The organism is Pseudomonas sp. FSL R10-1350, assembly GCF_009600525.1.
GTDB lineage: Bacteria > Pseudomonadota > Gammaproteobacteria > Pseudomonadales > Pseudomonadaceae > Aquipseudomonas > Aquipseudomonas helleri.
This window is the reverse complement of the sequence record NZ_WIVR01000006.1, coordinates 98,612-121,309: the sequence shown is the minus strand read 5'-3', so window position 1 is coordinate 121,309 and position 22,698 is coordinate 98,612. Positions and strand designations below refer to the sequence as shown.

Genomic DNA, 22,698 nt, shown 5'->3' with positions numbered 1-22,698 from the left:
CAAAAAAGGTATCTGAGCAATTAATTGGCCAGCATACATGACTGGTCCCGGAACGTATCTGAACGCTGCCTGCGCGGGCAGGGCGTCAAGCTGAAGCCTGGCTGAACTCTATCGTGTTGCGGCCCTTGTGCTTGGCCCGGTACAAGGCCTCGTCAGCGCGTTTAAGCACCTGTTCGCTGCGCTCGCCCAAGGCGAAGGGCGCGACCCCGATGGACGCGGTGAGCGTGACCGGCTCGCCCTTGAAGTGGAACGGGCAGGCCTCAATCGCAGCGCGCAGCGTTTCGAGCAATTGCAGGCCTGCGGGCAGCGGTGTGTTGGGGATGAGCAGGACGAATTCTTCGCCGCCAAAGCGCGCCACGAAATCGCCGGGGCGCAGGTGTTTGGTCAATTGTGCGGCGATGATCTTGAGCACTTTGTCACCGGCCAGATGGCCATAGCCATCGTTAATGCGCTTGAAGTGGTCAAGGTCGAGCATGGCGATCAGCAGCGGGTTGCCGTGGGTTTGCCATTGCGCAACTTCATGGGCCAGGCGTTCGCTCCAGGCCGCGCGGTTGGGCAGCCCGGTCAGCGGGTCGATCAAGGCTTTGAGGCGCTGTTCTTCAAGGTGTTCACGGTAACCTTGGGCTTGCTGCTCCATGAAGGCCACGCGTTCGGACAGGCCTTGCAGGTGGGTGCACAGCTCTTGCTCACGGGCATCCCGTTGCTGTCGGTGGTGGTCCATCGTGCCCAGCAAGCCTTCGAGACGGTTTTCGAGGATGTGCTTGAGGCTGTTCAGGTCGACGGCGTCTTGCACGCTGCTTTGCAGGCTGTCGACGTGCTCGCGTATCTGGTTGTCCAGTTGCTCTGCCTCGGAGCGCCCCAGGGCGTGCCCGGTACTTGCTGCTTGCAGGTTGCTTTGAAACGACTCCAGGCGCTCATTGAGCTGCTTGAGGTAGGTTTCAAATTCATGCTGGCCGCTGTCAGTGATGGCCAGCATCAACACCGCGAGATCATCGAGGATCGGCAGTAATTCGTACCAGTTAAGCCCTTTTTCGAGGCGTTTGCGCATGGCCTCGGCCTGGGGCCGATGGTGCTCGGGTAGCGACAGGTCGTTCAACAAGCCGAGCAGGGTGGATTCAATATGCTCCGCTACTGAGCTGTAAGTGGGCTCGGGGCTTTCGGGCAGGGCAAAGGTTGAGTCGGCTGCGGGTTCGGCAGGTGGTGCAGGCTGTAACGCTGGCGCCTGCGGCTCAAGGGTTTCGGCAGGTTCAGGCGCCTCAACGTCTTCTTCGAGGCGCGCGTTTTCGGCGTCGACGAGCGCTACAACCGACTCAAGGGCGCCGATGACGACCGCTTCGTCGACGACCTCAGGCTCCGCGACTGTAGCCTCCGGGACTGGAGGCTCAGTGGGCGGCGGCGCCTCAACGTTGGCTTCAGGCGGGGCTTGCGCGGGTAAGGCTTCAGGCACCTCGGCTGGCGCAGGGGCGATAGGCCTGGGGGTTGGCGTGCTCGACACTTTAGGTGGCGTTGGCGTTGGCGTTGGCGTTGGCGCGGGTGCCGGGCTTTCGGGCAGATCGGCCTTGTCAGCTTCTTGAGTGCCAAACAGGCGCTGCAACAGGCCTGGCTTGGCCGGTTCAGCGGTGTGCTGCTGTGGCGCCAGCGCGCGGCCCTGCAAGGTGCTCAGTTCACTCAGCAGTAACGGGATTTCACGCGCCTGGGTGACCCGGTTATCGAGTTGCTTGGCGAACGCTTTTAGCGGTTTGCTGACGTCGCGGGGCAAGGGCAGGGCTTGCAACTGCGTGACCAGCGCGTTGAGCGCGACGCTCATTTGGTCGATGCGGGTTTCGCGGCGTTGCTCGGAGTCGAGCACGGCTTTTTCAAGGCGCGGGAGCAGGGCGGCCAAGGGGGCGTCCATGTCATCGGTGCGCACGGCTTCGCGCATTTCTTTCATGCACTGGTCAACGGTGCGGTCGGTGCCTTCGGCCGCCAGCGTGCTGCGCACCAGGCCGCGACGCAACAGGTCAAGGCGCGCGTTCCAGCGCCGTTCGAGCTTGTCTTGTTGCTCGACGCTCTTCAGGTATTTTTCTTTCCAGCGTGAGGCGTCATCGGCGCTCATGCCAGTGGCTCATGAGGCGGGCTCAGCACGGGCAACAAGTCGCCGCCCACAGAGCCGGGCAGACGGATATCAACTGCCACCGGCAAGTGGTCGGAAATAGGCTGGTCGAGCACCTGCACGCGTTCAAGGGTGAGGCTTGGGCTGAGCAAAATATGATCGAGGCAACGTTGCGGCCGCCAACTGGGGAAGGTGGCCTGCATTTGCGGCGCCAGCAAGCCGAGATCGCGCAGCGGCGAGGTGTCGAGCAAGTCACTGGCGTGCGTGTTCATGTCGCCCATCAGCACTTGGTGCTGGTAGCCGCTAATCAGTTCGCGAACGTACGCCAGCTGCCGGGTGCGGGTTTTAGTGCCCAGCGCCAGGTGCATCACGACGACGATCAGCGCATCGGGGCCGTCCCCAAAGCGCACTAAAATGGCGCCACGCCCTGCGGGGCCTGGCAAAGGGTGATCTTCAATGGCAGAAGGGCGCAAACGGCTGAGCACGCCATTGCTGTGCTGCGCCAGGCGACCCAGGTTGCGATTGAGTTGTTGATACCAGTAGGGGAATTCGCCCTGTTGGGCCAGGTATTTGACCTGATTGATGTAGCCGGAGCGATGGCTGCCGCCATCGGCTTCCTGCAGCGCGACCAGATCGAAGTCGCTCAACAGGTCGCCTATTTTCTCCAGGTTACCTGCCCGCCCTTTGTGTGGCAGCAGGTGCTGCCAGCTGCGGGTCAGGTAATGGCGGTAACTGTGGGTGCTGTTACCGACCTGGATATTGAAGCTGAGCAAACGCAAGCGTCGATCATCCGCCAGGCCACTGCCCGGCACATGATCTTCGTTGACCTGCGGTTCGTGCAGGCCAACGATTCGTTCGCTCTTCCAGCGCCGCACGGGAGAGGGCGCCGCTTAGTTTTTGGCCGCTTGTGGCGCCGCTTTCTCAACTGCACGCTCTTTGGCGATCAGTTGGTCTGCCACGTTCAGCGCTTGTTCCGGGCCGCCTGCGGTGCCGAGGTCGAAGCGGTACTTACCGTTGACGATCAGGGTCGGGACGCCAGAAACCTCGTACTTCTTGGCCAGTTCTTTAGCTTGGGCGATTTTGCCTTTGATGGCGAAAGAGTCGAAGGTTTGCAGGAATTTGTCTTTATCGACGCCCTGAGTGGCCACGAAATCAGCCATGTCGTTTTTGTCGGTCAGACGTTTGCCTTCCTTCTGGATGGCATTGAAGATCGCTGCGTGTACTTTGTTCTCTACGCCCATGGCGTCCAGGGTCAGGAACAGCTGGCCGTGTGCGTCCCATGGGCCGCCAAACATGGCCGGGATACGCACGAAATGCACGTCAGCCGGCAGCTTTGCCGCCCACGGATTGATGGTGGGCTCAAACGCATAGCAGTGCGGGCAGCCGTACCAGAACAGTTCAACCACTTCGATTTTGCCAGGCTCTGCAACCGGAACGGGATTCGCCAACTCAACGTAGGTCTTGCCGGCTTCAAGCGGGACATCGGCAGCTTGAGCAGTCATGCCAAACAGGGAGGCGCTGACGAGAACGGCGCTGAGAATCAGATTACGCATGCTTTACTCCTGGACAAATAAGGTCGCCTGACGTGGCCTGTTTTGAGACAGGTCTGTTCTGGCTTGAGTTCGGTAGTGTAGCGGCAGATAGCAGGAAAAAGGGCAGCCTGGGCTGCCCTGACACGCTTACATTCAAAGATTAAACGACCGTTAACGTCAATAAATGCATTGCGGGTTGGCTGCATCCTGCCTACACCAATCAGTGCAGACCCTGAATGTAGCTGGCCAACGCCTTGATGTCCTTGTTGCTCAGCTTGGCTGCAATGGCGCGCATGATCATCGAATCACCGTCGTTGGTACGGTCGCCTTCGCGGAAGTCAGTGAGCTGTTTCTCGATGTAACTGGCGTGTTGGCCGCCCACATGGGGGAAGCCGGCAGGTGCGTTGCCCTGGCCGTCCGGTGCATGGCAGCCGGTGCAGGCGGGCAGGCCTTTTTGCAGGTCGCCGCCACGGAACAGTTCTTCTCCGCGAGCAACCAGGGCCGGGTCAGCGGCGCCGACAGAGCTTTTTTGGCTGGCGTAGTAGGCGGCGATGTCCGCGAGGTCCTGATCGTTCAGGTTGTTCAACTGGCCGGTCATTTCAAGGACCTGGCGTTTGCCGTCCTTGATTTCATGCAGTTGCTTGAGCAGGTAGCGATCACCTTGCCCGGCCAGTTTGGGGAAGTTGGGGGCCATGCTATTGCCGTCGGGGCCGTGACACGCGCCACAGACAGCAGTTTTTGCCTGACCGGCGGCGGCATCACCCACAACGGTGGTACCTGCGGCCTGGGCGATACCACTAACGCCCATGGTCAACAGCAGACTCACGAAAAATTTGTTCATCAGCTAATCCAACTACGGCTAAGGGTTAAGAGTTATGGCCGGGCTTACTCATTCATCCACTGGATGATTGGCTGGTAATCCTCGACACTGCAGTCCGTGCACACACCACGCGGCGGCATCGCCTTTTCACCCTGGGGCACGTGTTGCACCAACGTCTGCTTAACTTACCCTCGGCCTTTACACCCGGTTTCGGTGTTATGAATCGCTGACCTTCATGGCAGGCAATACAAACGCGGTTGTACACGGCTTCCGGATCCTGTGTAGCCTGAACGCTGTCAGGCGGCATCAAGACACCGGCAGCAGCCAATTCGTTTAAACGATTTTTTCAGGGTTGGGAGCGTGATGCGTTCTAATGCGCACCCTGGCTCTTGTTCTTCGTCCTACGCCGGGACAAAGCACACACAAAATCTGCGGCATTATATACTGGCGCCACTGAAACGGAAACGACACGCACGCCGCGTCCATTCCTGACGCCGCTCACATCGGAAATCCCATGCAACTCAAGAACCCCATTCTCGGTCTGTGCCAACAGGCTACCTTCATGCTCAGCGCTGCCAAGGTTGATCAATGCCCCGATGACGAAGGCTTTGAAGTCGCCTTTGCCGGGCGTTCCAACGCCGGCAAGTCCAGTGCGCTCAACACGTTGACCCACGCCAGCCTGGCGCGAACCTCGAAAACCCCGGGCCGTACGCAGCTGCTGAACTTCTTCAAGCTGGACGAAGACCGTCGCCTGGTCGACTTGCCGGGTTACGGCTACGCGAAAGTGCCCATCCCGTTGAAAATGCACTGGCAGCGTCACCTTGAGGCGTATTTCGGCAGCCGCGAAAGCCTCAAAGGCGTGGTTTTGATGATGGATGTTCGTCATCCAATGACCGATTTCGACCTGTTGATGCTCGACTGGACCGTTTCCAGCGGCATGCCGATGCATATTTTGCTGACCAAAGCCGACAAACTGACGTACGGCGCTGCTAAAAACACGCTGCTTAAAATTCAGTCAGAGATCCGCAAGAAGTGGGGCGACAGCGTGACCATCCAGCTGTTCTCCTCGCCAAAGCGCATGGGTCTGGAAGAGGCGTACACCGTGCTGGCTAATTGGCTGGAACTGCCGAACAAAGGCGAAGAAGAAAGCGCCGAGTAAAAATGGCAGGCAAAAAAAACCCCGGACTTCGTATGGGGGAGGGAAGTTCGGGGTTCAAGTACTGGACCGCTAGGGGCGGGGTCCAGAATCTGCCAACACTTAACACAACATTAGGAGCATTGAAGGGCTTCACCAGCCATTCAAATAATCTGAGTTGTGTTAAGCGGGTTTAGTTCCTGAGCCCCTGAAAATTTTGGCAAACAGTAGTCGCTGACGAGGAACGAAGGCCGCGATGCGGGCCGCAGGACCGCCACTTGGGTAGCCCTGGGGAGACTCGCAGCCTCATGCTTCGGCAGCGACTACAGGTTTAGGTCAGTGCGCCTCGTCCCAGTTGTCGCCAACGCCCACTTCCACCACCAACGGGACCGCGAGCGTGGCCGCTTCGCTCATGTGCAGTCGGATCTCGTCGCGCACCTGGTCCACCAGGTCTTCACGCACTTCCAGCACCAGTTCGTCGTGTACCTGCAAGATCACGCGGGCGTCGAGGCCGGAGGCCGTCAGCCAGTTATCCACGGCCACCATGGCTTTCTTGATGATGTCCGCCGCAGTGCCCTGCATCGGGGCGTTGATCGCGGTGCGTTCAGCGCCTTTGCGCAACGCCGGGTTTTTCGCGTTGATCTCGGGCAGGTACAGGCGACGACCAAAAATCGTCTCGACATAACCTTGCTCGGCCGCCTGGGTGCGCGTGCGCTCCATGTACTCCAGCACGCCCGGATAGCGCGCAAAGTAGCGGTCGATATAGGCCTGCGACTGTTTGCGGTCGACACCGATCTGCTTGGCCAGACCAAAGGCGCTCATGCCGTAGATCAAACCGAAGTTGATCGCCTTGGCGCTGCGGCGCTGGTCGGTGGTGACATCGCTCAGGTCGACGCCAAACACCTCGGCCGCCGTGGCGCTGTGCACGTCCAGGTTGTTGCGGAAGGCGTGCAGCAGCCCTTCGTCCTTGGCCAGGTGGGCCATGATCCGCAGTTCGATCTGCGAATAGTCCGCCGCCAGCAGTTTGTAGCCTTTGGGCGCGACGAACGCCTGACGGATCCGGCGGCCTTCGGCGGTACGAATCGGGATGTTCTGCAGGTTCGGGTCGCTGGACGACAATCGCCCGGTGGCCGTGACCGCCTGGTGATACGAGGTGTGAATGCGCCCGGTGCGCGGGTTGATCTGCTCGGGCAGGCGGTCGGTGTACGTGCTTTTCAGCTTGCTCATCGAGCGGTACTGCATCAGCACCTTGGGCAGCGGGAAGTCTTGCTCGGCAAGCTCGGCCAGTACCGCTTCGGCCGTCGAAGGCTGACCTTTGGCGGTTTTGCTGATGATTGGCAGGCCAAGTTTTTCGTACAGGATCACGCCCAATTGCTTGGGCGAACCGAGGTTGAATTCTTCACCGGCAATCTCGAACGCCTCACGTTCAAGCGCCACCATTTTGTCGCCCAGCTCAACGCTCTGCACGCCCAGCAGCTTGGCGTCCACCAGCGCGCCTTGGCGCTCAATACGGGCCAGAACCGGCACCAGCGGCATTTCAATGTCGGTCAGCACGCTGTTCAGGCTCGGGATCGCTTGCAGTTTTTCGTGCAGCACGTGGTGCAGGCGCAGGGTCACGTCAGCATCTTCTGCGGCATACGGCCCGGCCAGTTCCAGAGAGATCTGGTCAAATGTCAGCTGTTTGACGCCTTTGCCGGCAATGTCCTGAAAACTGGTTGTGGTGTGGCCCAGGTATTTCAGCGCCAGGCTGTCCATGTCATGGCGAGTGGCCGTGGAGTCGAGCACGTAGGACTCCAGCATGGTGTCGAAGGCAACACCTTGCACGGCGATGCCGTTGGCTTGATCACCGCCAATGGCGCAGTTGGCCAAGATGTTGATATCGAACTTGGCGTGTTGGCCGACCTTGGCCTTGTTCGGGTCTTCGAGCAGCGGCTTGAGTGCGCGCAGCACTGTGTCACGGTCTAGTTGATCCGGCACGCCCATGTAGGAGTGGGTCAACGGGATGTAGGCCGCTTCGCCCGGCTTGACCGCAAATGACACGCCCACCAGTTGCGCTTGCTGCGCGTCCAGCCCGGTGGTTTCGGTGTCAAAGGCAATCAGCTTGGCGTCGTTGAGCTTTTTCAACCACACGTCGAAACGGGCCTGATCGAGGATGGTTTCGTATTGCAGCTCTTCGGTCGGCGCCGCAGGGGCTTCGTGGGTGATCACCTGGCCTGCGCGCTTGGCATCGCGCTCGACTTCGGCGATCCAGCTTTTGAATTCCAGCTCGGTGTACAGCTCTATCAGCTTGTCGCAATCGGGCGCTTTGAGGTGCAGGTCGTCGAGGCCGATGTCCAGCGGCACGTCGATCTTGATCGTGGCCAGCTGGTACGACAAAAACGCCATTTCGCGGTGTTCTTCGAGTTTTGCGGGCAGGTTTTTTGCGCCGCGAATCGGCAGGGTCGGCACGATGTCGAGGTGCTCGTACAGCTCGACCAAACCGCCGTTGACGCCCACCAGCAAACCCGAGGCGGTTTTCGGACCGATGCCCGGAACGCCAGGGATGTTGTCGGACGAGTCGCCCATCAGCGCCAGGTAGTCGATGATCTGCTCGGGCGAGACGCCGAACTTCTCTTTGACGCCCTCAACGTCCAGCGTGCTGCCGGTCATGGTGTTGACCAAAGTGATGTGGCCATCCACCAGCTGCGCCATGTCTTTATCGCCGGTGGAAATGACCACTGGTCGGTCTGCGGCGGCGCTGCTGCGGGCCAGGGTGCCGATCACGTCGTCCGCTTCAACGCCTTCGACGCACAGCAACGGGAAGCCCAGAGCGATCACGCTGGCGTGCAAAGGCTCGATCTGGACCCGCATGTCATCGGGCATGCTCGGGCGATTGGCCTTGTATTCGGCGTACATGTCATCGCGAAATGTCCCGCCCTTGGCATCGAAAACCACGGCAAACGGGCTGTCCGGGTACTGCTTGCGCAGACTCTTCAACATGTTTAGCACGCCCTTTACGGCGCCGGTCGGCAAGCCTTTGGACGTAGTCAGCGGCGGAAGCGCGTGGAAGGCGCGGTACAAATATGAAGAACCGTCCACCAGGACGAGGGGTGCTTGGCTCATGAGCAGGATCAACCTTTTCGGCGAGTCCGGCGCTAGAATGTCCGGACCAATGACGACAAAGGGACAAGGTTATCATGCGCACACTTAATCGCCTGTTGTTGACCGGCTTGTTTGCATTCTCACCGCTGGTAACCTTTGCGGCTGATAGTGCACCCACCGGTGACCCAGAAGTAACCATTCGCACGGAAGGCGATAAAACCATTCAGGAATACCGTCAAAACGGGTTCCTTTATGCCATCAAGGTGACCCCAAAAGGAGCGCCGCCGTACTTTTTGGTACGCGCTGATGGTACTGATGCCAACTTCATCCGTTCCGACCAGCCGGATATGCTGATTCCTTCGTGGAAAATCTTCGAATGGAAATAGCGTCTTAACTTTAATTGGCGCCGCCCACGCGGCGCCCGCACTGGCAATTTAAACCATGTCTGTATTCACCCCACTGACTCGCCCGGAGCTGGAGACTTTTCTTGCGCCTTATGATCTCGGCCGTTTGCTCGATTTCCAGGGGATTGCCGCGGGTAGCGAAAACACCAACTATTTCATCAGCCTGGAGCAGGGCGAATTTGTCCTGACCCTGGTTGAGCGCGGCCCGATCAAAGAAATGCCGTTCTTTATCGAGCTGCTGGACGTGCTCCACGACGCTGATCTGCCGGTGCCTTTTGCCCTGCGCACTAAAGACGGCGAGGCCTTGCGCGAGCTCAAAGGCAAGCCGGCGCTGCTGCAACCGCGCCTGGCCGGCAAGCACATCCGCGAGGCTAACGCGCAACATTGCGCCCAAGTGGGCGAGCTGTTGGGCCATTTGCATGTGGCCACGCGTGACAACGTGCTGGAACGCAAAACCGACCGTGGCCTGGACTGGATGCTGGCGGAAGGGCCCGCATTGATGGCTGATTTGTCGCCTGAAGCGGCCGATTTGCTGCAAAAAGCGCTGGCTGAGATTACCGAACGCAAGGCGCAGATTTTGGCTTTGCCAAGGGCCAACCTGCATGGCGACCTGTTTCGCGATAACGCGATGTTCGAAGGGACGCACCTGACCGGCCTGATCGACTTTTACAACGCCTGCTCGGGGCCGATGCTCTACGACGTGGCGATTGCCTTGAACGACTGGTGTGCTGACGAAGACGGCCAACTCGACGCCCCGCGTGCCCGTGCATTGCTCGGTGCGTATGCCGCGCTGCGTCCATTTACGGCCAGCGAAGCCGAGTTGTGGCCGACGATGTTGCGTGTGGCCTGTGTGCGTTTTTGGCTGTCACGTTTGATTGCGGCCCACTCGTTTGCGGGGCAAGACGTGTTGATCCACGACCCGCGTGAGTTCGAACGCCGTTTGGCCTTGCGCCAAACCGTGACCGTCCCGCTGCCGTTCGCGTTGTAACCCGCTAACCCCCTGTAGGAGCGAGCTTGCCTCGCGATCTTTTGATCTTTAAAAGATCGCGAGGCAATCGAGCGTCGACCGGCTGCTCCTACAGGTCGGGGTGGGGTTACAGGCTGTTCAGGCAGCCTGCCAGGTCGTTGCCGAGTTTTTCCAGCAGTTGCTCATAACCCTGCGCGGTGGCCGGGGTGAAGCCGCCCAGCGGGTCCAGCTCAGCCAGTTTGACCGGCAAGCCCGCGGTCAAGGTGTCGGCCAGGCGCGGGCGCAGCGGCGGGTCACTGAAGACGCAGGTCTTGCCCACTTCTTGCAAACGCTGGCGCATGGCTGCCACGTGCTGGGCACCCGGCTGCACTTCAGACGCCACGCTGAACACGCCGGTGTGCTTCAGGCCGTAAGCGCTTTCGAAGTAGTCGTAACCTTCATGGAAAACAAAGAACGGTTTGTCCGCAATCGCGGCCATGCTCGTCTTCAGGCGTGCATCCAGCGTATCCAGACGTTCATTGAAGGCCTTGAGGTTGCTTTGGTATTGCGGTGCATGGGCCGGGTCTTTTTCGCTCAGGTCGGCGGCCATTTTGGCTGCAATCACCCGGGCGTTGTCCGGCGCCAGCCACAAGTGCGCGTCGAGGGTGCCAGGGCGGTGGTCGTGATCATGCTCCGCCGCATCACCTTCGTCATGGGAATGGCTGTCCTGGGAGAAATGGCGCAGCTTCAAACCGGGCAAACTTTGCACGGCCACTGAGGGCAGGGTGCGGGTTTTGATCACGCGGGGCATAAAGCCTTCCATGTCCGGGCCGATCCAGTACAGCAAGTCAGCCGACTGAACACGCCGTACGTCGGAGGGGCGCAACGCATAGTTATGCGGCGACGCATTGGGCGGCAACAGTACCTCGGGCTTGCCCACGCCGTCCTGCACAGCCGCGGCAATCAGCTGCAACGGTTTGATGCTGGTCAGTACATTGACCTCGGCCTGAGCCGGGTTAATCACCAACAAACTGGCAGACAAAGCAATAAAAATCGCAAAAATACGGGACACGATGGGCACTCATGGCGGCTGAAACGGGTAACATAATAACGTCTCTCTCGGAAATCGTCGCCGCCCATGTCTATTGCACCGCTTGCCAGCCGTCCCCACGACCACTCTCATTGCGTCCACAGCGCGCTCTCTGAAGCGGACGTTCTGTGCGCGCAAAAGGGCCTGCGCCTGACGGCGTTGCGTCGGCGAGTGCTGGAACTGGTGTGGCAGAGCCACAAGCCGCTGGGCGCGTACGACATCCTGGCCGTGCTCAGCGAGCAAGATGGCCGCCGCGCTGCGCCGCCCACCGTGTACCGCGCGCTGGACTTCCTCCTGGAAAATGGCCTGGTGCACCGTATTTCGTCGCTCAACGCCTTTATCGGCTGCAGCCACCCCGAGCACGCGCATCAAGGCCAGTTCCTGATCTGCCGCACGTGCCACGCGGCTATCGAGCTTGAACAAAAAACCATCAGTGACGCGATTATCAGCAGCGCACGCGATGTCGGCTTTACTGTCGAAGGGCAAACCGTCGAAGTGCTCGGTTTGTGTTCGGGTTGCCGGGAGGCTTGATGAGCGCTGCGCTGATACGTCTTGAAGGGGTCTGCGTGACCTTTGCCGGGCAAAACGTGCTCGACATGATCGAGTTGAGCGTTGAGCCGGGCCAGATCGTGACCCTGATCGGCCCCAACGGCGCCGGTAAAACCACGCTGGTCAAAGCGGTGCTGGGCCTGCTCAAGCCCACCAGCGGCAGTGTCTGGCGCAAACCCAAGCTGCGCATCGGCTACATGCCGCAAAAACTGCACGTTGACCCTACGTTGCCGCTCTCGGTGCTGCGCTTTTTGCGCCTGGTGCCGGGTGTGGACCGCGCCCAGGCCCTTGCCGCCTTGAAAGAGGTCGGCGCCGAAAAGGTCATCGACAGCCCGGTGCAAAGCGTCTCGGGGGGCGAAATGCAGCGTGTGCTGCTGGCCCGTGCGCTGCTGCGCAAACCCGAGTTGCTGGTGCTCGACGAGCCGGTGCAGGGCGTTGACGTGGCCGGGCAGGCCGAGCTGTATAGCTTGATCACCCGCCTGCGCGACCGTCATGGTTGCGGCGTGCTGATGGTGTCCCACGATTTGCATCTGGTCATGAGCACCACCGATCAGGTGGTGTGCCTCAACCGCCACGTGTGCTGCTCGGGCCACCCGGAGCAGGTGAGTGGCGACCCGGCCTTCGTCGAGCTGTTTGGCAAAAACGCACAAAGCCTGGCGATTTATCACCACCATCACGACCACGCCCATGACTTGCATGGCTCGGTGGTCTCTGAAGGCGCCGCCCCGGCGCACGCCCACGTTCATGGAGAAGGCTGCAAGCATGGCTGATTTTCTGCTTTACGCCCTGCTGGCAGGTTTGTCTTTGGCGGTGGTGGCGGGCCCTTTGGGCTCGTTTGTGGTGTGGCGCCGCATGGCCTATTTCGGCGATACCTTGTCCCACGCCGCCTTGCTGGGCGTGGCGCTGGGCTTTTTGCTGGATGTGAGCCCGACGATTGCCGTGACCGTTGGCTGCCTGTTGCTGGCGGTATTGCTGGTGACGTTGCAGCAGCGTCAGCCACTGGCTTCCGACACACTGCTCGGAATTCTCGCTCCCAGCACCTTGTCCCTTGGGCTGGTGGTACTAAGCTTCATGCATGAAGTGCGGATCGACCTGATGGCTTACCTGTTTGGTGACCTGCTGGCGATCAGCCCGACTGACTTGATGTGGATCATGGGCGGCAGCGCGGTGGTGCTGGCGTTGCTGGTGGCACTGTGGCGGCCTTTACTGGCCATTACCGTGCACGAAGAGCTGGCAACGGTTGAGGGTTTACCCGTCGCAACGCTGCGCATGGCCCTGATGTTGTTGATTGCGGTGGTGATCGCGGTAGCGATGAAGATTGTCGGTGTGCTACTGATTACCTCGTTGCTGATTATCCCTGCTGCTGCCGCCCAACGGCATGCCCGCTCTCCGGAGCAAATGGCGTTTGGCGCGACGTTGCTGGGAATGCTGGCAGTGTGTGGTGGCCTGGCCCTGTCGTGGTTCAAAGACACGCCTGCCGGGCCTTCCATTGTGGTGTGTGCTGCCGCGCTGTTTCTGCTGAGTTTTGTTCTGCCCCGTCGAGGGGTGTAGACTTGCTCGTTTTTTGCGCACTTAGAGAGCCGCAGGAATGAAGCTGTTTAACTCACGTTATGTGCTCCTGGCCGCATTTTCCTTGCTGCTGGGCGCCTGCCAAAGCACGCCAACGGCCGTCAATCAGGTCGAGCAAGCGCGTGCCGGAGCCATCGCACAGCTGGAGCAAAACCTGGCCAGCAGCGAACTCGCGACCGCCGAAGATCAGTTGGCCGCCTTGCAGGCCCAAACCCCGGATGACCCGCAGTTGGTGCAGTACCAGCGCCAATTGGCTGAGGCTTACCTGCAACGCAGCCAGATCGTGCTGCAAAAGGGCGATGTCAACGCCGCTGCGACGGCTTTGAGCCGTGCGCGGGCCTTAATGCCTAAAGCCCCGGCCCTGACCGGTGGCGTCAACAGCGCCATCACCCAGGCGCGCAAGGCCGAGCTGGATAAAGCCGAAGCCGCGCTCAAGGCGGCAGAAGCGCGGCCAGCGGTCAAGGTCATTGACCCGGCGGCGCCGTTCACCACCGTTACCTTGAACATCACCGATATTGGCAAACTTCGCCATCAACTGGATTTGATCGCACAAGACATTGTCAATTATCAGTGTGCTGTCAGCCTGCAGGTTCCACGCACCGCTGATTACCCGTGGCTGGCCACGTTGATCAGCAAACGCGTGAAAAAGCTCGACCCCGGCTTTGACCTGAGCCTTGAGCGTCAGATCATCCGCCATGTGCCTGCGCAAGTGGTGCTGACACCCACCAAGCCCGAATAAAGAGCGTGGCTGTTGCCCAAGCGCTAATAGCGTTTGGGCAACAGCCAGGCGTCTATCCCTTAAGCCGGAATAGCCTTGACCTTCGGTTCCCGTGCCCAGACGCGATGCTGCGCAATGGCTGCAAAAAACGCCTTCAGGTCCTGAGCGTCCTTGATCGCCAACAACCCGTCATCCACCTGTAAATGCAGCACATCCAGCAGTTGTCTGGCGTCGCCGTGCACAGCGATGGGCTTGAGGTGCTTGTAGGCTTCCAGCAGGTAATGCAACGCCACCCCGTCGCCACTCAGTGCCTTGATCGACTCTGCGCCTCCCGGCACAAACACGGCGTCAAAGGCCACTGACGGCAAACCTTCCATCGAACCGTCCACGTTCAGCAGCTTGCCCTCTGCTGTTTTGACCGGGGCAGACGTCGGCCCCAGCAATTTAGCGTGGGCGCCTTGCGCGGTCAGTGCCTTTTTCAGCGCTTCAATGGCTTTGCCCTCGACACCGTTGGCGGCCAGCACGGCCACTTTGCGGGTTTTGATATTGCCCGGCAGCAAGTTGGCCTGACTCAGCGCGGGCGAAGCGCTGACGCTGGTTTTGCGCGCAGGCACAGTGCCCGCCTTCGGTGCGGGCAGCCCCAGGTTTTCTGCGACGCGCCGCGCCAACTCAAGGTCGATGTTGGCCAGGATCTCATCCACCTGGCGTGCGCGGATGTGCTCGCGCTCAACCTTGCCCAATTCAAAGCTGTAGGCCGCGATGATGTGCTCTTGTTCATGTTTGCTCATGCTGTTGAAAAACAGCCGGGCCTGGGAAAAGTGATCGCTGAACGAGTCGCTGCGCTGACGTATTTTGTTGGCGTCAATGCGCTCCGGGTACGACTCAAAGCCCCCGTCTTGCGCAGCGGGCGGGGTTTCTTTCGGCCAGCCGCCATCAATGGAGTTAGGCTCGTAAGACGCACGGCCCTTGTTGATCGTGCTGCGGTGCTGAGCGTCGCGCTGATTGTTGGAAAAAGGGCAGACAGGGCGGTTGATCGGAATCTCGTGGAAATTCGGCCCGCCCAAGCGGCTGATTTGCGTGTCGGTGTACGAAAACAGACGGCCTTGCAGCAGCGGGTCGTTAGAGAAGTCGATGCCCGGCACGATATGCCCAGGGCAGAACGCCACCTGTTCGGTTTCCGCAAAAAAGTTATCAGGGTTGCGGTTAAGGACCATCTTGCCCAGCGGTGTAATCGGCACCTGTTCTTCGGGGATCAGCTTGGTCGGATCAAGAATGTCGAAGTCGAACGTGTGCTCGTCTTCCTCGGCAATGATCTGTACGCCGAATTCCCATTCCGGATAATCGCCGGTTTCAATCGACTCCCACAGATCACGCCGATGGTAATCGGTGTCTTTACCGGCGAGCTTTTGCGCTTCGTCCCACACCAGAGAGCAAGTCCCTACGCTAGGGCGCCAGTGGAATTTAACGAAATGTGATTTCCCCTCGGCGTTGATGAAGCGGAAGGTGTGCACGCCAAAGCCCTGCATGCTGCGCAGGCTTTTCGGGATCGCCCGGTCGGACATCGCCCAGATGACCATGTGCGCAGACTCCGGCACCAGCGAGACAAAATCCCAGAAGGTGTCATGCGCCGAACCGCCGGTGGGCATTTCATTGTGGGGTTCGGGTTTGACCGCGTGCACGAAGTCAGGAAACTTGATCGCGTCCTGAATAAAGAACACTGGCATGTTGTTGCCGACCAGGTCGAAGTTACCTTCATCGGTAAAAAACTTGACTGCAAAACCTCGCACGTCACGCACGGTATCGCCCGAGCCACGGGGGCCCTGAACGGTCGAAAAGCGCACGAATACCGGCGTTTTTTTATCCGGGTCTTGCAGAAAACCGGCTTTGGTCAGGGCGCTGTGGGCTTTATAGGTCTGGAAATAGCCGTGGGCGCCGGTGCCACGCGCGTGCACGATGCGCTCCGGGATTCGCTCGTGGTCAAAGTGCGTGATTTTTTCACGCATGATGAAATCTTCCAGCAGTGACGGGCCGCGCGCGCCTGCTTTGAGGGTGTTTTGGTTGTCCGCAATCTTCACGCCTTGATTGGTTCTGAGCGCCTGTTGGGTCGCATCGTCGCGGAAGGCTTCGAGGTTTTCCAATTTGACGTTCGTGTTGCCACGATCCAAGGTGTCGGTGCCGGCCATCTGGCTCTTGGGTGAAGACGGTTTTTTGCTACTCATCAGACTAAGCTCCTTGTTGATGAAAGCCCCACGGGCTGGGCTTCTTGGACATATATCCCGTTGCGGGATGTGAGGTGCTGTTAGTACTGACTGGCGCCTGTTGTGGTCGTTCCTTATTTCTGACCATCAGTCGTCTTATCGCCAAATCAAAGGTCTTCGCTCAAATAAATGCTAAGAACCTCTATAAGGACAGGCTAAAATGCGCGCCCGGCTAACCGCTGATCTTCTATTTACGCGCCCCACAAGGTTCGCTACGTGATTGAGTTTCATAACGTTCATAAAACTTACCGGGTCGCCGGTAAGGACATTCCCGCCCTGCACTCCACGAGTTTGCGTGTTGAGAGCGGTCAGGTATTTGGCCTGATTGGCCATTCCGGCGCGGGTAAAAGTACATTGCTGCGCCTGATCAACCGCCTCGAAACACCGAGCGGCGGGCAGATCATCGTCGACAACGAAGACGTGACCGCCATGGATGCCAATGGCCTGCGGCGTTTCCGTCAACAAGTCGGGATGATCTTCCAGCACTTCAACCTGCTGGCGTCCAAGACCGTGGCTGACAACGTGGCGATGCCGCTGACGCTGGCGGGCGAATTGTCCCGCAGTGAAATCGACCAACGTGTGGCCGAGTTGCTGGCGCGCGTGGGCCTGTCAGACCACGCCAAGAAATACCCGGCGCAGCTGTCAGGCGGTCAAAAACAACGCGTGGGCATCGCCCGTGCCTTGTCCACCAAGCCAAAAGTCTTGCTGTGTGACGAAGCCACCAGCGCACTCGACCCGCAAACCACGGCGTCGGTCCTGCAATTGCTGGCTGAAATTAACCGCGAGCTGAAGCTGACCATCGTGCTGATCACCCACGAGATGGATGTGATCCGCCGTGTGTGTGACGAAGTAGCCGTGATGGACGCTGGCGTGATCGTCGAACAAGGCCCGGTGGCCGAGGTGTTCTTGCACCCCAAGCACCCCACCACCAAGCGTTTTGTACAGGAAGACGAGCAGATCGACGAAGGTGAGCAGCGCGATGATTTCGCCCATGTGCCGGGGCGCATTGTGCGCCTGACGTTCCAGGGCCAGGCCACCTACGCGCCGCTGCTGGGCACCATCGCCCGCGAAACGGGTGTGGACTACAGCATCCTGGCAGGTCGGATCGACCGCATCAAAGACACCCCCTACGGGCAACTGACCCTCGCCATCACCGGTGGCGACATGGACGCCGCTTTCGCCCGCTTTACCGCGGCTGACGTCCATATGGAGGTACTGCGTTAATGGACTCTCTACTGAGCTTTTTCACCAATATCGATTGGTTCGAAATCTGGCTGGCCACCGGCGATACCCTGATGATGCTCGGCGGCTCGCTGCTGTTCACCATCCTGCTGGGCCTGCCGCTGGGCGTGCTGCTGTTTCTGTGCAGCCCGCGCCAACTGTTTGAACAAAAAACCGTGTACGCCCTGCTGTCGCTGCTGGTGAACATTCTGCGTTCGTTGCCGTTCATCATCCTGTTGATCGTGATGATCCCGTTCACCGTGTTAATTACCGGCACCTCGCTGGGCGTCGCGGGTGCGATTCCGCCTTTGGTGGTCGGTGCAACCCCGTTCTTCGCCCGTCTGGTAGAAACGGCCTTGCGTGAAGTTGACCGTGGCATCATCGAAGCCACCCAGTCGATGGGCGCCAGCACCCGTCAGATCATTACCAGCGCCTTGCTGCCAGAAGCCCGCCCGGGCATTTTTGCAGCGATTACCGTGACCGCGATTACGCTGGTGTCCTACACCGCCATGGCGGGTGTGGTGGGTGCGGGCGGCCTCGGGGACCTGGCGATTCGTTTCGGCTACCAACGTTTCCAAACTGACGTGATGATTGTCACGGTGGTGCTGTTGTTGATTCTGGTGCAGATTCTGCAAACCGTCGGCGATCGGCTGGTGGTGCACTTCTCGCGCAAGTAAGGCCTCGCTTTAAACACATAATAGCCAGCGCTGTGCTGGCAGATACCTGAAGTCAGGTGTTCACAAGGAGCTGTTGAATGAAGAAGTTATTTGCTGCTGTGGCCGCTGTAGCGGCATTTTCTGCCCACGCAGGTGATCTGTCGGTGGCGGCGACTCCGGTCCCTCACGCTGATATCCTGGAGTTCGTTAAGCCGGCTCTGGCTAAAGAGGGCGTGAACCTCAAGGTCAAAGTGTTCACTGACTACGTTCAACCCAACGTACAAGTGGCGGAAAAGCGTCTGGACGCCAACTTCTTCCAGCACCAGCCTTACCTGGATGAGTTCAACAAATCCAAAGGTACTGACCTTGTCAGCGTAGCGGCCGTGCACCTTGAGCCGCTGGGTGCTTACTCCAGCAAACTCAAAAATCTTGATGAGCTTAAAGATGGCGCCACCGTGGTGATCCCGAACGATGCCACCAACGGCGGCCGTGCGCTGTTGCTGCTGGACAAGGCGGGGTTGATCAAGCTCAAGGATTCGAAAAACATCCTGTCGACGGTCAAGGACATTACCGAGAACCCTAAAAACCTGAAGTTCCGTGAGCTGGAAGCAGCGACGATTCCACGTGTGCTGACCCAGGTTGATCTGGCGCTGATCAACACCAACTACGCGCTGGAAGCCAAGCTGAACCCGGAAAAAGACGCACTGGTCATTGAAGGCAGTGACTCGCCTTACGTGAACATCCTGGTTGCACGCCCGGACGACAAAGACTCTGAAGACATGAAAAAGCTGGTCGCTGCCCTGCACACACCAGAAGTGAAAGCCTTCATTCTTGAGAAGTACAAAGGCGCCATCCTGCCGGCGTTCTGATACCGATGATCCGGGCAAACCCGATCCCCTTGTGGGAGCGGGCTTGCTCGCGATTCATACCATTGAATCCTGATGACACACCTTGGTGATCCCATCGCGAGCAAGCCCGCTCCCACCGATGTGTGTACTAATCCCTTACTTCCTCTCTACCAGCCCCGGCAACTGGGCAACCATCTTTTGCGTGTTGAACGGCGCGCGGATAAAACCACGTTGAGTGCCGTCAGGCCCGATCAGCGCCAGGTTACCGCTGTGATCCACGGTGTAGTTCGGCTTGCTGGTATCTGGCGGGATAAACGGGATGCTCACGGCGTTCGCCAATGTTTGCAGTTGCTCGGTTGATCCCGGCGTCAGGCCGACAAATTGCGGGTCGAAGTAGCTCAGGTATTTTTTGAGCTGCTGCGGGGTGTCCCGGTTCGGGTCGACACTCACCAGGACCACTTGCAGTTTGTCCTGGACCGCTTTTGGCAGCTCGCTTTTGATCTGGCGCAACTGGGAAAGCGTGGTCGGGCAAATGTCCGGGCAGTAGGTGTAGCCAAAAAACAGCAGGCTCCACTTGTCCTTCAGCTCATTAATAAGCACCGGCTGACCGTCCTGGTTGGTCAGGGTGATGGCCGGTAGATGGCGACTTTGTGGCAGCAGAATAATCCCGGCCTCGGTCAGCGCCGTGTTGTTGCCCTGACTGCTGCGCGACATCAGGCTGTTGAAGATCAGCCCCATGATCAACGCCAGCAGCGCGACCAGGATAAAGACGTTTCTTTGGGTTTTAGTCATAGGTTCATCACAACGTAGTGGTCGATAAACAACGCGAGAAGACAGCGTACGTGAAGGTCGGGTTAACAGCCTGTGGCGCATTGCCACGGTACAACACTGATCGGTTAAGATGCGCGCCCAAAATGAAAACCTGACCCCCGCGACAAATGGCACTCACTGCCCGATTAAAAAATGACCGACAATACTCCCCCTGAAAAAAAGGCCCTCTTTTGCAGTGAGCGTCTTTTAAAGCACTTCCCTGATTCAGCGCCCCCCTTGGAGTTCCCATGAACACCGCCGATATTCGCGCGCAGATCTCGCGTGCCCAAGAACTTGATGCCAAAAGTGGCCTGCTCACCCAGCATTTGACGACCCGCCTTCCCGACCTGCATTCGGCGATTCAGCTACCTGAATCCGATCGGAACGCGGTAATGACCCGTTTTGTCAGCGCCTACATCGACCAGGTGCCGGACTTGCTCGATGCAGCCCATGCGGTCGCTCGCGAGGCGGGTATCGAATCACAGATCGAGCCTGTGCTGAAAATTGCCGAGCAGTTTTTTGTTCAGCCCCCATCACTGCTGGACGGTCATGAAGGGCTAGAGGGTTTGCTCGACGAAGCGTACTTGGCGCATCGGTTGGTTGAAGAGGTCAACGATCTCTACATCAAGCACTTTCACCAGCCGTTGATCCCGCTGGACATGACCGTGGCCAATCTGATCGCGCATCAATTAGTCGGTGAGGCGTTTGCCAACCAGCTCGATGAGGCTGTGCACCACGCGGTGGATGAACTGCTCGATGACGAAAGCTTTGCGCTGGAGTCGGTTGAAGCCTATCGCGACAAGCTCACCAGCCCGGACACGGGGGCTGCGTGGAAGCGTTGGCCGTGCCTGTCCAAGCAATTGGGCGTCGGCCTGGCGTTGTAATCCCCCGCTGGCCTCGTGATCTTTTAATGAGCAAAAGATCTCGAGGCTCGCTCGCTCCTGCCGTCCGGGGTTAAAACCGGGCTTTAGGCGTTGCGCTCGGGATCGGGTTGGTCCCGTCCAGCGGGCGGAAGGTGCCGGTGTCGGCGTCGTAAGCCTTGATCGCGCTGGTCTCGATGTCGTAGACCCAGCCATGAATGAACAAATGCCCGCTGGCCATGCGCGACGCCACGGACGGGTGGGTGCGCAAGTGTTGCAGTTGGGCGATCACGTTTTCTTCCGTCAGCACGTGCATGCTTTCGGACTCGTTGGCGCAGTTGCAGTTGTCCTGCACCATGGTTTTCGCCACTTCTACGTGATGCAGCCAGGCTTTTACCGTTGGCATCTTTTTCAGCGAGGCCGGGTTGAGTACAGCGCGCATCGCGCCGCAATCCGAATGCCCGCAAATGATGATGTGCTGCACGCCCAATGCCAGCACCGCGTACTCAATGGCGGTGGAAACGCCACCGTTCATCTGGCCGTAAGGCGGAACGACGTTGCCCACGTTACGCGTCACAAACAGATCGCCCGGTGCACTTTGAGTGATCAGTTCCGGGACGATGCGCGAGTCGGCGCAGGCAATAAACATCGCGCGCGGGCTTTGTGCCGTGGCGAGCTTTTTGAAGAAGGCTTCCTGTTCAGGAAAGATCTCGTGATGGAAGTGTAAAAAACCATCCACGATGTGGTGCAAGGCCGCATCGGCACTTTCGGCGGGTGAAGTGTTGGCGGTAGAGGCAGTGGGTTGTGGTTTCTGCTTGTCGCTCATATAAATCCCCTGGGCAAAGTGGCACCGGATGTTACACGCACACACCGTAAAACTGTAGTCGCTGCCGCAGGCTGCGAAGGGTTGCGAAGCAACCCGTTTCTCAAAAACGCTGCAAACCTTCGCAGCCTTCGGCAGCGACTACACCATCAGGAAATGTCGGCCAACGCGTGCGCAGCTTCGGCCAGTTCCAGCTCATTGAACACCTGAACTCCGGCAGCGCTGAGCAGGGCAGCGGTCACGCCCTGGCCTGCCACCTTAGTGCCGCTGAAGCTGCCGTCGTAGGTCAGTCGATTGCCACACGACGGGCTGTTGGCCTTGAGGATAGCAATGCGAATGCCATGCTGTTTGACCAACTCCAGCGCCTGCTGGGCGCCGGACACAAAGGCTGCGGTCACGTCCTCGCCGTCGGCGGTGATGACCGGCGCGCGGCCGCTGAGGACTTCAACACCTTGCCCGCCCGGAATTTCGGCTGCCGCACGCGGGGTGGGCAAGCCACCGGCGACTTCCGGGCACAGCGCGATCACGCGGCCTTCGTCCTGCCATTTCGCCAACTGGTCATAGGGGCCGCTGGCGCCGCCGTCATAGCGCACGCGATGGCCCAGCAGGCAGCGGCTGACCAGCACTTTGGCGCTCATAGCAACACCTCGGTGGCGCGACGCCGGAACCAGCCGGTCAATGACAGCCGGTCACGGGTAGCGGGCAGCACTTCATGGGGGATCTCGCCTGACAGGAACACCACCAGGCAGCCACCGGTCGGCAACACGTCGTAATCGCCTCTGTCCTCAAGGTACATGCGCAAGTGCCCGCCGTGCTCAGGCAGCCAGGACTGATTGAGGTAGAGCACCGCCGACACCATGCGCCGGTCGTCGTCGCGAAAGCGGTCCAGGTGCTTGAGGTAAAACGCACCGGGCGGGTAGAGCGCGAAGTGACTTTCAAAGTCCTCCAGGCCCAAAAAAAGCCTGCGATTCATGGCGATTCGCAGGCTTTCCATTAACCCTAAGTACTTGTCGCAGGCTAAAGCCTCTCCCTGCTCCAGCCATTGAATATGGTCGCCGCGGATACCCTCGCGAACCTCTTGCGCCGGGCCACGGCCAACGGCCGCCGGGGTCAATTCGCCCTCAGTTGCACGTTTATGGCACTCAGCCGCCAGTTCGAGGGTCAAAGCCTCGGGCATAAAAATGTTTTGCTGTGACCATCCCTGCGCGTACAGGTCGTCGACGATGCGTAGCAACAGCGGGTGATCAGAGGGTATTTGCATGGCGCGCATAATATCGATACGCCTG

The 22,698-nt window shown here is 59.3% G+C and carries 22 protein-coding genes and 1 pseudogene; 11 read left to right on the top strand and 12 right to left on the bottom strand.

What is annotated here, in order from left to right; genetic code table 11:
- Window positions 1-85: 85 nt before the first annotated feature.
- The 5 genes and pseudogenes from GHO25_RS05060 to GHO25_RS26465 form a co-directional block, all read right to left on the bottom strand.
- Window positions 86-2,095, bottom strand: a complete 2,010-nt coding sequence (locus tag GHO25_RS05060; RefSeq protein ID WP_153390064.1) for a GGDEF domain-containing protein — start codon at window positions 2,093-2,095, stop codon at window positions 86-88.
- Entirely contained in the window at window positions 2,092-2,967 is an 876-nt protein-coding gene (locus tag GHO25_RS05055) for an endonuclease/exonuclease/phosphatase family protein (protein ID WP_048372482.1), read from the bottom strand. Before GHO25_RS05055 ends, GHO25_RS05060 begins: the two co-directional genes overlap by 4 nt.
- A gap of 15 nt (window positions 2,968-2,982) precedes the next feature.
- Window positions 2,983-3,645: a thiol:disulfide interchange protein DsbA/DsbL gene (locus GHO25_RS05050; RefSeq protein WP_153327576.1), complete on the bottom strand. Its 663-nt coding sequence runs from the start codon at window positions 3,643-3,645 to the stop codon at window positions 2,983-2,985.
- A gap of 199 nt (window positions 3,646-3,844) precedes the next feature.
- Entirely contained in the window at window positions 3,845-4,465 is a 621-nt protein-coding gene (locus tag GHO25_RS05045; protein WP_153390063.1) for a cytochrome c, read from the bottom strand.
- Between the two features lie 25 nt (window positions 4,466-4,490).
- Window positions 4,491-4,751 (bottom strand): annotated as a pseudogene (locus tag GHO25_RS26465) (cytochrome c5 family protein).
- 207 nt (window positions 4,752-4,958) lie between these two features.
- Here GHO25_RS26465 and yihA point away from each other — a divergent pair.
- Entirely contained in the window at window positions 4,959-5,603 is a 645-nt protein-coding gene (yihA, locus tag GHO25_RS05040; protein ID WP_048372477.1) for a ribosome biogenesis GTP-binding protein YihA/YsxC, read from the top strand.
- Between the two features lie 312 nt (window positions 5,604-5,915).
- On the opposite strand, the gene polA is transcribed toward yihA, so the two are convergent.
- Window positions 5,916-8,681 carry a DNA polymerase I gene (polA, locus tag GHO25_RS05035; RefSeq protein ID WP_153390062.1) on the bottom strand — a complete coding sequence of 922 codons (2,766 nt, stop codon included), beginning with the start codon at window positions 8,679-8,681 and terminating at the stop codon, window positions 5,916-5,918.
- A 74-nt stretch (window positions 8,682-8,755) separates the two neighbouring features.
- On the opposite strand from polA, the gene GHO25_RS05030 reads away from it, so the two are divergent.
- On the top strand, window positions 8,756-9,046 hold the full coding sequence (locus tag GHO25_RS05030) for a DUF2782 domain-containing protein (RefSeq protein WP_048372475.1): 291 nt from the start codon (window positions 8,756-8,758) through the stop codon (window positions 9,044-9,046).
- Window positions 9,047-9,101: 55 nt separating this feature from the next.
- Entirely contained in the window at window positions 9,102-10,052 is a 951-nt protein-coding gene (locus tag GHO25_RS05025; RefSeq protein ID WP_153390061.1) for a homoserine kinase, read from the top strand.
- Between the two features lie 106 nt (window positions 10,053-10,158).
- Here the strand turns inward: GHO25_RS05025 and znuA are convergent, their stop codons facing one another.
- The gene (znuA, locus tag GHO25_RS05020) at window positions 10,159-11,082 is read right to left on the bottom strand and encodes a zinc ABC transporter substrate-binding protein ZnuA (RefSeq protein WP_178109987.1); all 924 of its coding nucleotides are present in this window, start codon (window positions 11,080-11,082) and stop codon (window positions 10,159-10,161) included.
- Window positions 11,083-11,148: 66 nt separating this feature from the next.
- On the opposite strand from znuA, the gene GHO25_RS05015 reads away from it, so the two are divergent.
- From GHO25_RS05015 to GHO25_RS05000, 4 genes are read left to right on the top strand one after another with little or no spacing between them, the layout of a single operon-like run.
- On the top strand, window positions 11,149-11,631 hold the full coding sequence (locus GHO25_RS05015; RefSeq protein WP_048372469.1) for a Fur family transcriptional regulator: 483 nt from the start codon (window positions 11,149-11,151) through the stop codon (window positions 11,629-11,631).
- The gene (gene znuC / locus GHO25_RS05010; RefSeq protein ID WP_153390060.1) at window positions 11,631-12,419 is read left to right on the top strand and encodes a zinc ABC transporter ATP-binding protein ZnuC; all 789 of its coding nucleotides are present in this window, start codon (window positions 11,631-11,633) and stop codon (window positions 12,417-12,419) included. Before GHO25_RS05015 ends, znuC begins: the two co-directional genes overlap by 1 nt.
- Window positions 12,412-13,200, top strand: a complete 789-nt coding sequence (znuB, locus tag GHO25_RS05005) for a zinc ABC transporter permease subunit ZnuB (protein ID WP_153390059.1) — start codon at window positions 12,412-12,414, stop codon at window positions 13,198-13,200. The genes znuC and znuB overlap by 8 nt, the downstream gene beginning before the upstream one ends.
- 37 nt (window positions 13,201-13,237) lie before the next feature.
- Window positions 13,238-13,957, top strand: a complete 720-nt coding sequence (locus tag GHO25_RS05000; RefSeq protein WP_153390058.1) for a PA5502 family lipoprotein — start codon at window positions 13,238-13,240, stop codon at window positions 13,955-13,957.
- 59 nt (window positions 13,958-14,016) lie between these two features.
- Here the strand turns inward: GHO25_RS05000 and katE are convergent, their stop codons facing one another.
- Complete coding sequence (katE, locus tag GHO25_RS04995) at window positions 14,017-16,209, bottom strand: catalase HPII (RefSeq protein ID WP_178109993.1); 2,193 nt, start codon at window positions 16,207-16,209, stop codon at window positions 14,017-14,019.
- A 201-nt stretch (window positions 16,210-16,410) separates the two neighbouring features.
- Between katE and GHO25_RS04990 the strand changes: the two genes are divergently transcribed.
- The 3 genes from GHO25_RS04990 to GHO25_RS04980 all read left to right on the top strand — a co-directional run bounded on the left by GHO25_RS04990 (window position 16,411) and on the right by GHO25_RS04980 (window position 18,940).
- Window positions 16,411-17,418 carry a methionine ABC transporter ATP-binding protein gene (locus GHO25_RS04990; RefSeq protein WP_048387105.1) on the top strand — a complete coding sequence of 336 codons (1,008 nt, stop codon included), beginning with the start codon at window positions 16,411-16,413 and terminating at the stop codon, window positions 17,416-17,418.
- A complete protein-coding gene (locus tag GHO25_RS04985) occupies window positions 17,418-18,092 on the top strand; it encodes a methionine ABC transporter permease (protein ID WP_048372458.1) in 675 nt (224 codons plus the stop codon). The genes GHO25_RS04990 and GHO25_RS04985 overlap by 1 nt, the downstream gene beginning before the upstream one ends.
- Before the next feature lie 77 nt (window positions 18,093-18,169).
- The gene (locus GHO25_RS04980; RefSeq protein WP_153390056.1) at window positions 18,170-18,940 is read left to right on the top strand and encodes a MetQ/NlpA family ABC transporter substrate-binding protein; all 771 of its coding nucleotides are present in this window, start codon (window positions 18,170-18,172) and stop codon (window positions 18,938-18,940) included.
- Between the two features lie 135 nt (window positions 18,941-19,075).
- Here GHO25_RS04980 and GHO25_RS04975 read toward each other — a convergent pair whose 3' ends face one another.
- The gene (locus GHO25_RS04975) at window positions 19,076-19,711 is read right to left on the bottom strand and encodes an SCO family protein (RefSeq protein ID WP_153390055.1); all 636 of its coding nucleotides are present in this window, start codon (window positions 19,709-19,711) and stop codon (window positions 19,076-19,078) included.
- A 266-nt stretch (window positions 19,712-19,977) separates the two neighbouring features.
- Between GHO25_RS04975 and GHO25_RS04970 the strand changes: the two genes are divergently transcribed.
- On the top strand, window positions 19,978-20,613 hold the full coding sequence (locus tag GHO25_RS04970; protein WP_048372453.1) for a hypothetical protein: 636 nt from the start codon (window positions 19,978-19,980) through the stop codon (window positions 20,611-20,613).
- A 70-nt stretch (window positions 20,614-20,683) separates the two neighbouring features.
- On the opposite strand, the gene GHO25_RS04965 is transcribed toward GHO25_RS04970, so the two are convergent.
- The 3 genes from GHO25_RS04965 to GHO25_RS04955 all read right to left on the bottom strand — a co-directional run bounded on the left by GHO25_RS04965 (window position 20,684) and on the right by GHO25_RS04955 (window position 22,682).
- Entirely contained in the window at window positions 20,684-21,415 is a 732-nt protein-coding gene (locus GHO25_RS04965; RefSeq protein ID WP_048372451.1) for a carbonic anhydrase, read from the bottom strand.
- A gap of 146 nt (window positions 21,416-21,561) precedes the next feature.
- A complete protein-coding gene (locus GHO25_RS04960) occupies window positions 21,562-22,050 on the bottom strand; it encodes a DUF523 domain-containing protein (RefSeq protein WP_153390054.1) in 489 nt (162 codons plus the stop codon).
- Window positions 22,047-22,682, bottom strand: a complete 636-nt coding sequence (locus tag GHO25_RS04955) for a 2OG-Fe(II) oxygenase (RefSeq protein WP_048372446.1) — start codon at window positions 22,680-22,682, stop codon at window positions 22,047-22,049. Before GHO25_RS04955 ends, GHO25_RS04960 begins: the two co-directional genes overlap by 4 nt.
- Window positions 22,683-22,698 lie beyond the last annotated feature (16 nt).

What these genes read in the sequence shown, in the direction of transcription:
- GHO25_RS05060 (WP_153390064.1), bottom strand. Translation starts at nt 2,095, where the DNA reads ATGAGCGCCGATGACGCCTCACGCTGGAAAGAAAAATACCTGAAGAGC.
- GHO25_RS05050 (WP_153327576.1), bottom strand. Translation starts at nt 3,645, where the DNA reads ATGCGTAATCTGATTCTCAGCGCCGTTCTCGTCAGCGCCTCCCTGTTT.
- GHO25_RS05045 (WP_153390063.1), bottom strand. Translation starts at nt 4,465, where the DNA reads ATGAACAAATTTTTCGTGAGTCTGCTGTTGACCATGGGCGTTAGTGGT.
- yihA (WP_048372477.1), top strand. Translation starts at nt 4,959, where the DNA reads ATGCAACTCAAGAACCCCATTCTCGGTCTGTGCCAACAGGCTACCTTC.
- polA (WP_153390062.1), bottom strand. Translation starts at nt 8,681, where the DNA reads ATGAGCCAAGCACCCCTCGTCCTGGTGGACGGTTCTTCATATTTGTAC.
- GHO25_RS05030 (WP_048372475.1), top strand. Translation starts at nt 8,756, where the DNA reads ATGCGCACACTTAATCGCCTGTTGTTGACCGGCTTGTTTGCATTCTCA.
- GHO25_RS05025 (WP_153390061.1), top strand. Translation starts at nt 9,102, where the DNA reads ATGTCTGTATTCACCCCACTGACTCGCCCGGAGCTGGAGACTTTTCTT.
- GHO25_RS05015 (WP_048372469.1), top strand. Translation starts at nt 11,149, where the DNA reads ATGTCTATTGCACCGCTTGCCAGCCGTCCCCACGACCACTCTCATTGC.
- znuC (WP_153390060.1), top strand. Translation starts at nt 11,631, where the DNA reads ATGAGCGCTGCGCTGATACGTCTTGAAGGGGTCTGCGTGACCTTTGCC.
- znuB (WP_153390059.1), top strand. Translation starts at nt 12,412, where the DNA reads ATGGCTGATTTTCTGCTTTACGCCCTGCTGGCAGGTTTGTCTTTGGCG.
- GHO25_RS05000 (WP_153390058.1), top strand. Translation starts at nt 13,238, where the DNA reads ATGAAGCTGTTTAACTCACGTTATGTGCTCCTGGCCGCATTTTCCTTG.
- GHO25_RS04985 (WP_048372458.1), top strand. Translation starts at nt 17,418, where the DNA reads ATGGACTCTCTACTGAGCTTTTTCACCAATATCGATTGGTTCGAAATC.
- GHO25_RS04980 (WP_153390056.1), top strand. Translation starts at nt 18,170, where the DNA reads ATGAAGAAGTTATTTGCTGCTGTGGCCGCTGTAGCGGCATTTTCTGCC.
- GHO25_RS04975 (WP_153390055.1), bottom strand. Translation starts at nt 19,711, where the DNA reads ATGACTAAAACCCAAAGAAACGTCTTTATCCTGGTCGCGCTGCTGGCG.
- GHO25_RS04970 (WP_048372453.1), top strand. Translation starts at nt 19,978, where the DNA reads ATGAACACCGCCGATATTCGCGCGCAGATCTCGCGTGCCCAAGAACTT.
- GHO25_RS04965 (WP_048372451.1), bottom strand. Translation starts at nt 21,415, where the DNA reads ATGAGCGACAAGCAGAAACCACAACCCACTGCCTCTACCGCCAACACT.
- GHO25_RS04960 (WP_153390054.1), bottom strand. Translation starts at nt 22,050, where the DNA reads ATGAGCGCCAAAGTGCTGGTCAGCCGCTGCCTGCTGGGCCATCGCGTG.
- GHO25_RS04955 (WP_048372446.1), bottom strand. Translation starts at nt 22,682, where the DNA reads ATGCGCGCCATGCAAATACCCTCTGATCACCCGCTGTTGCTACGCATC.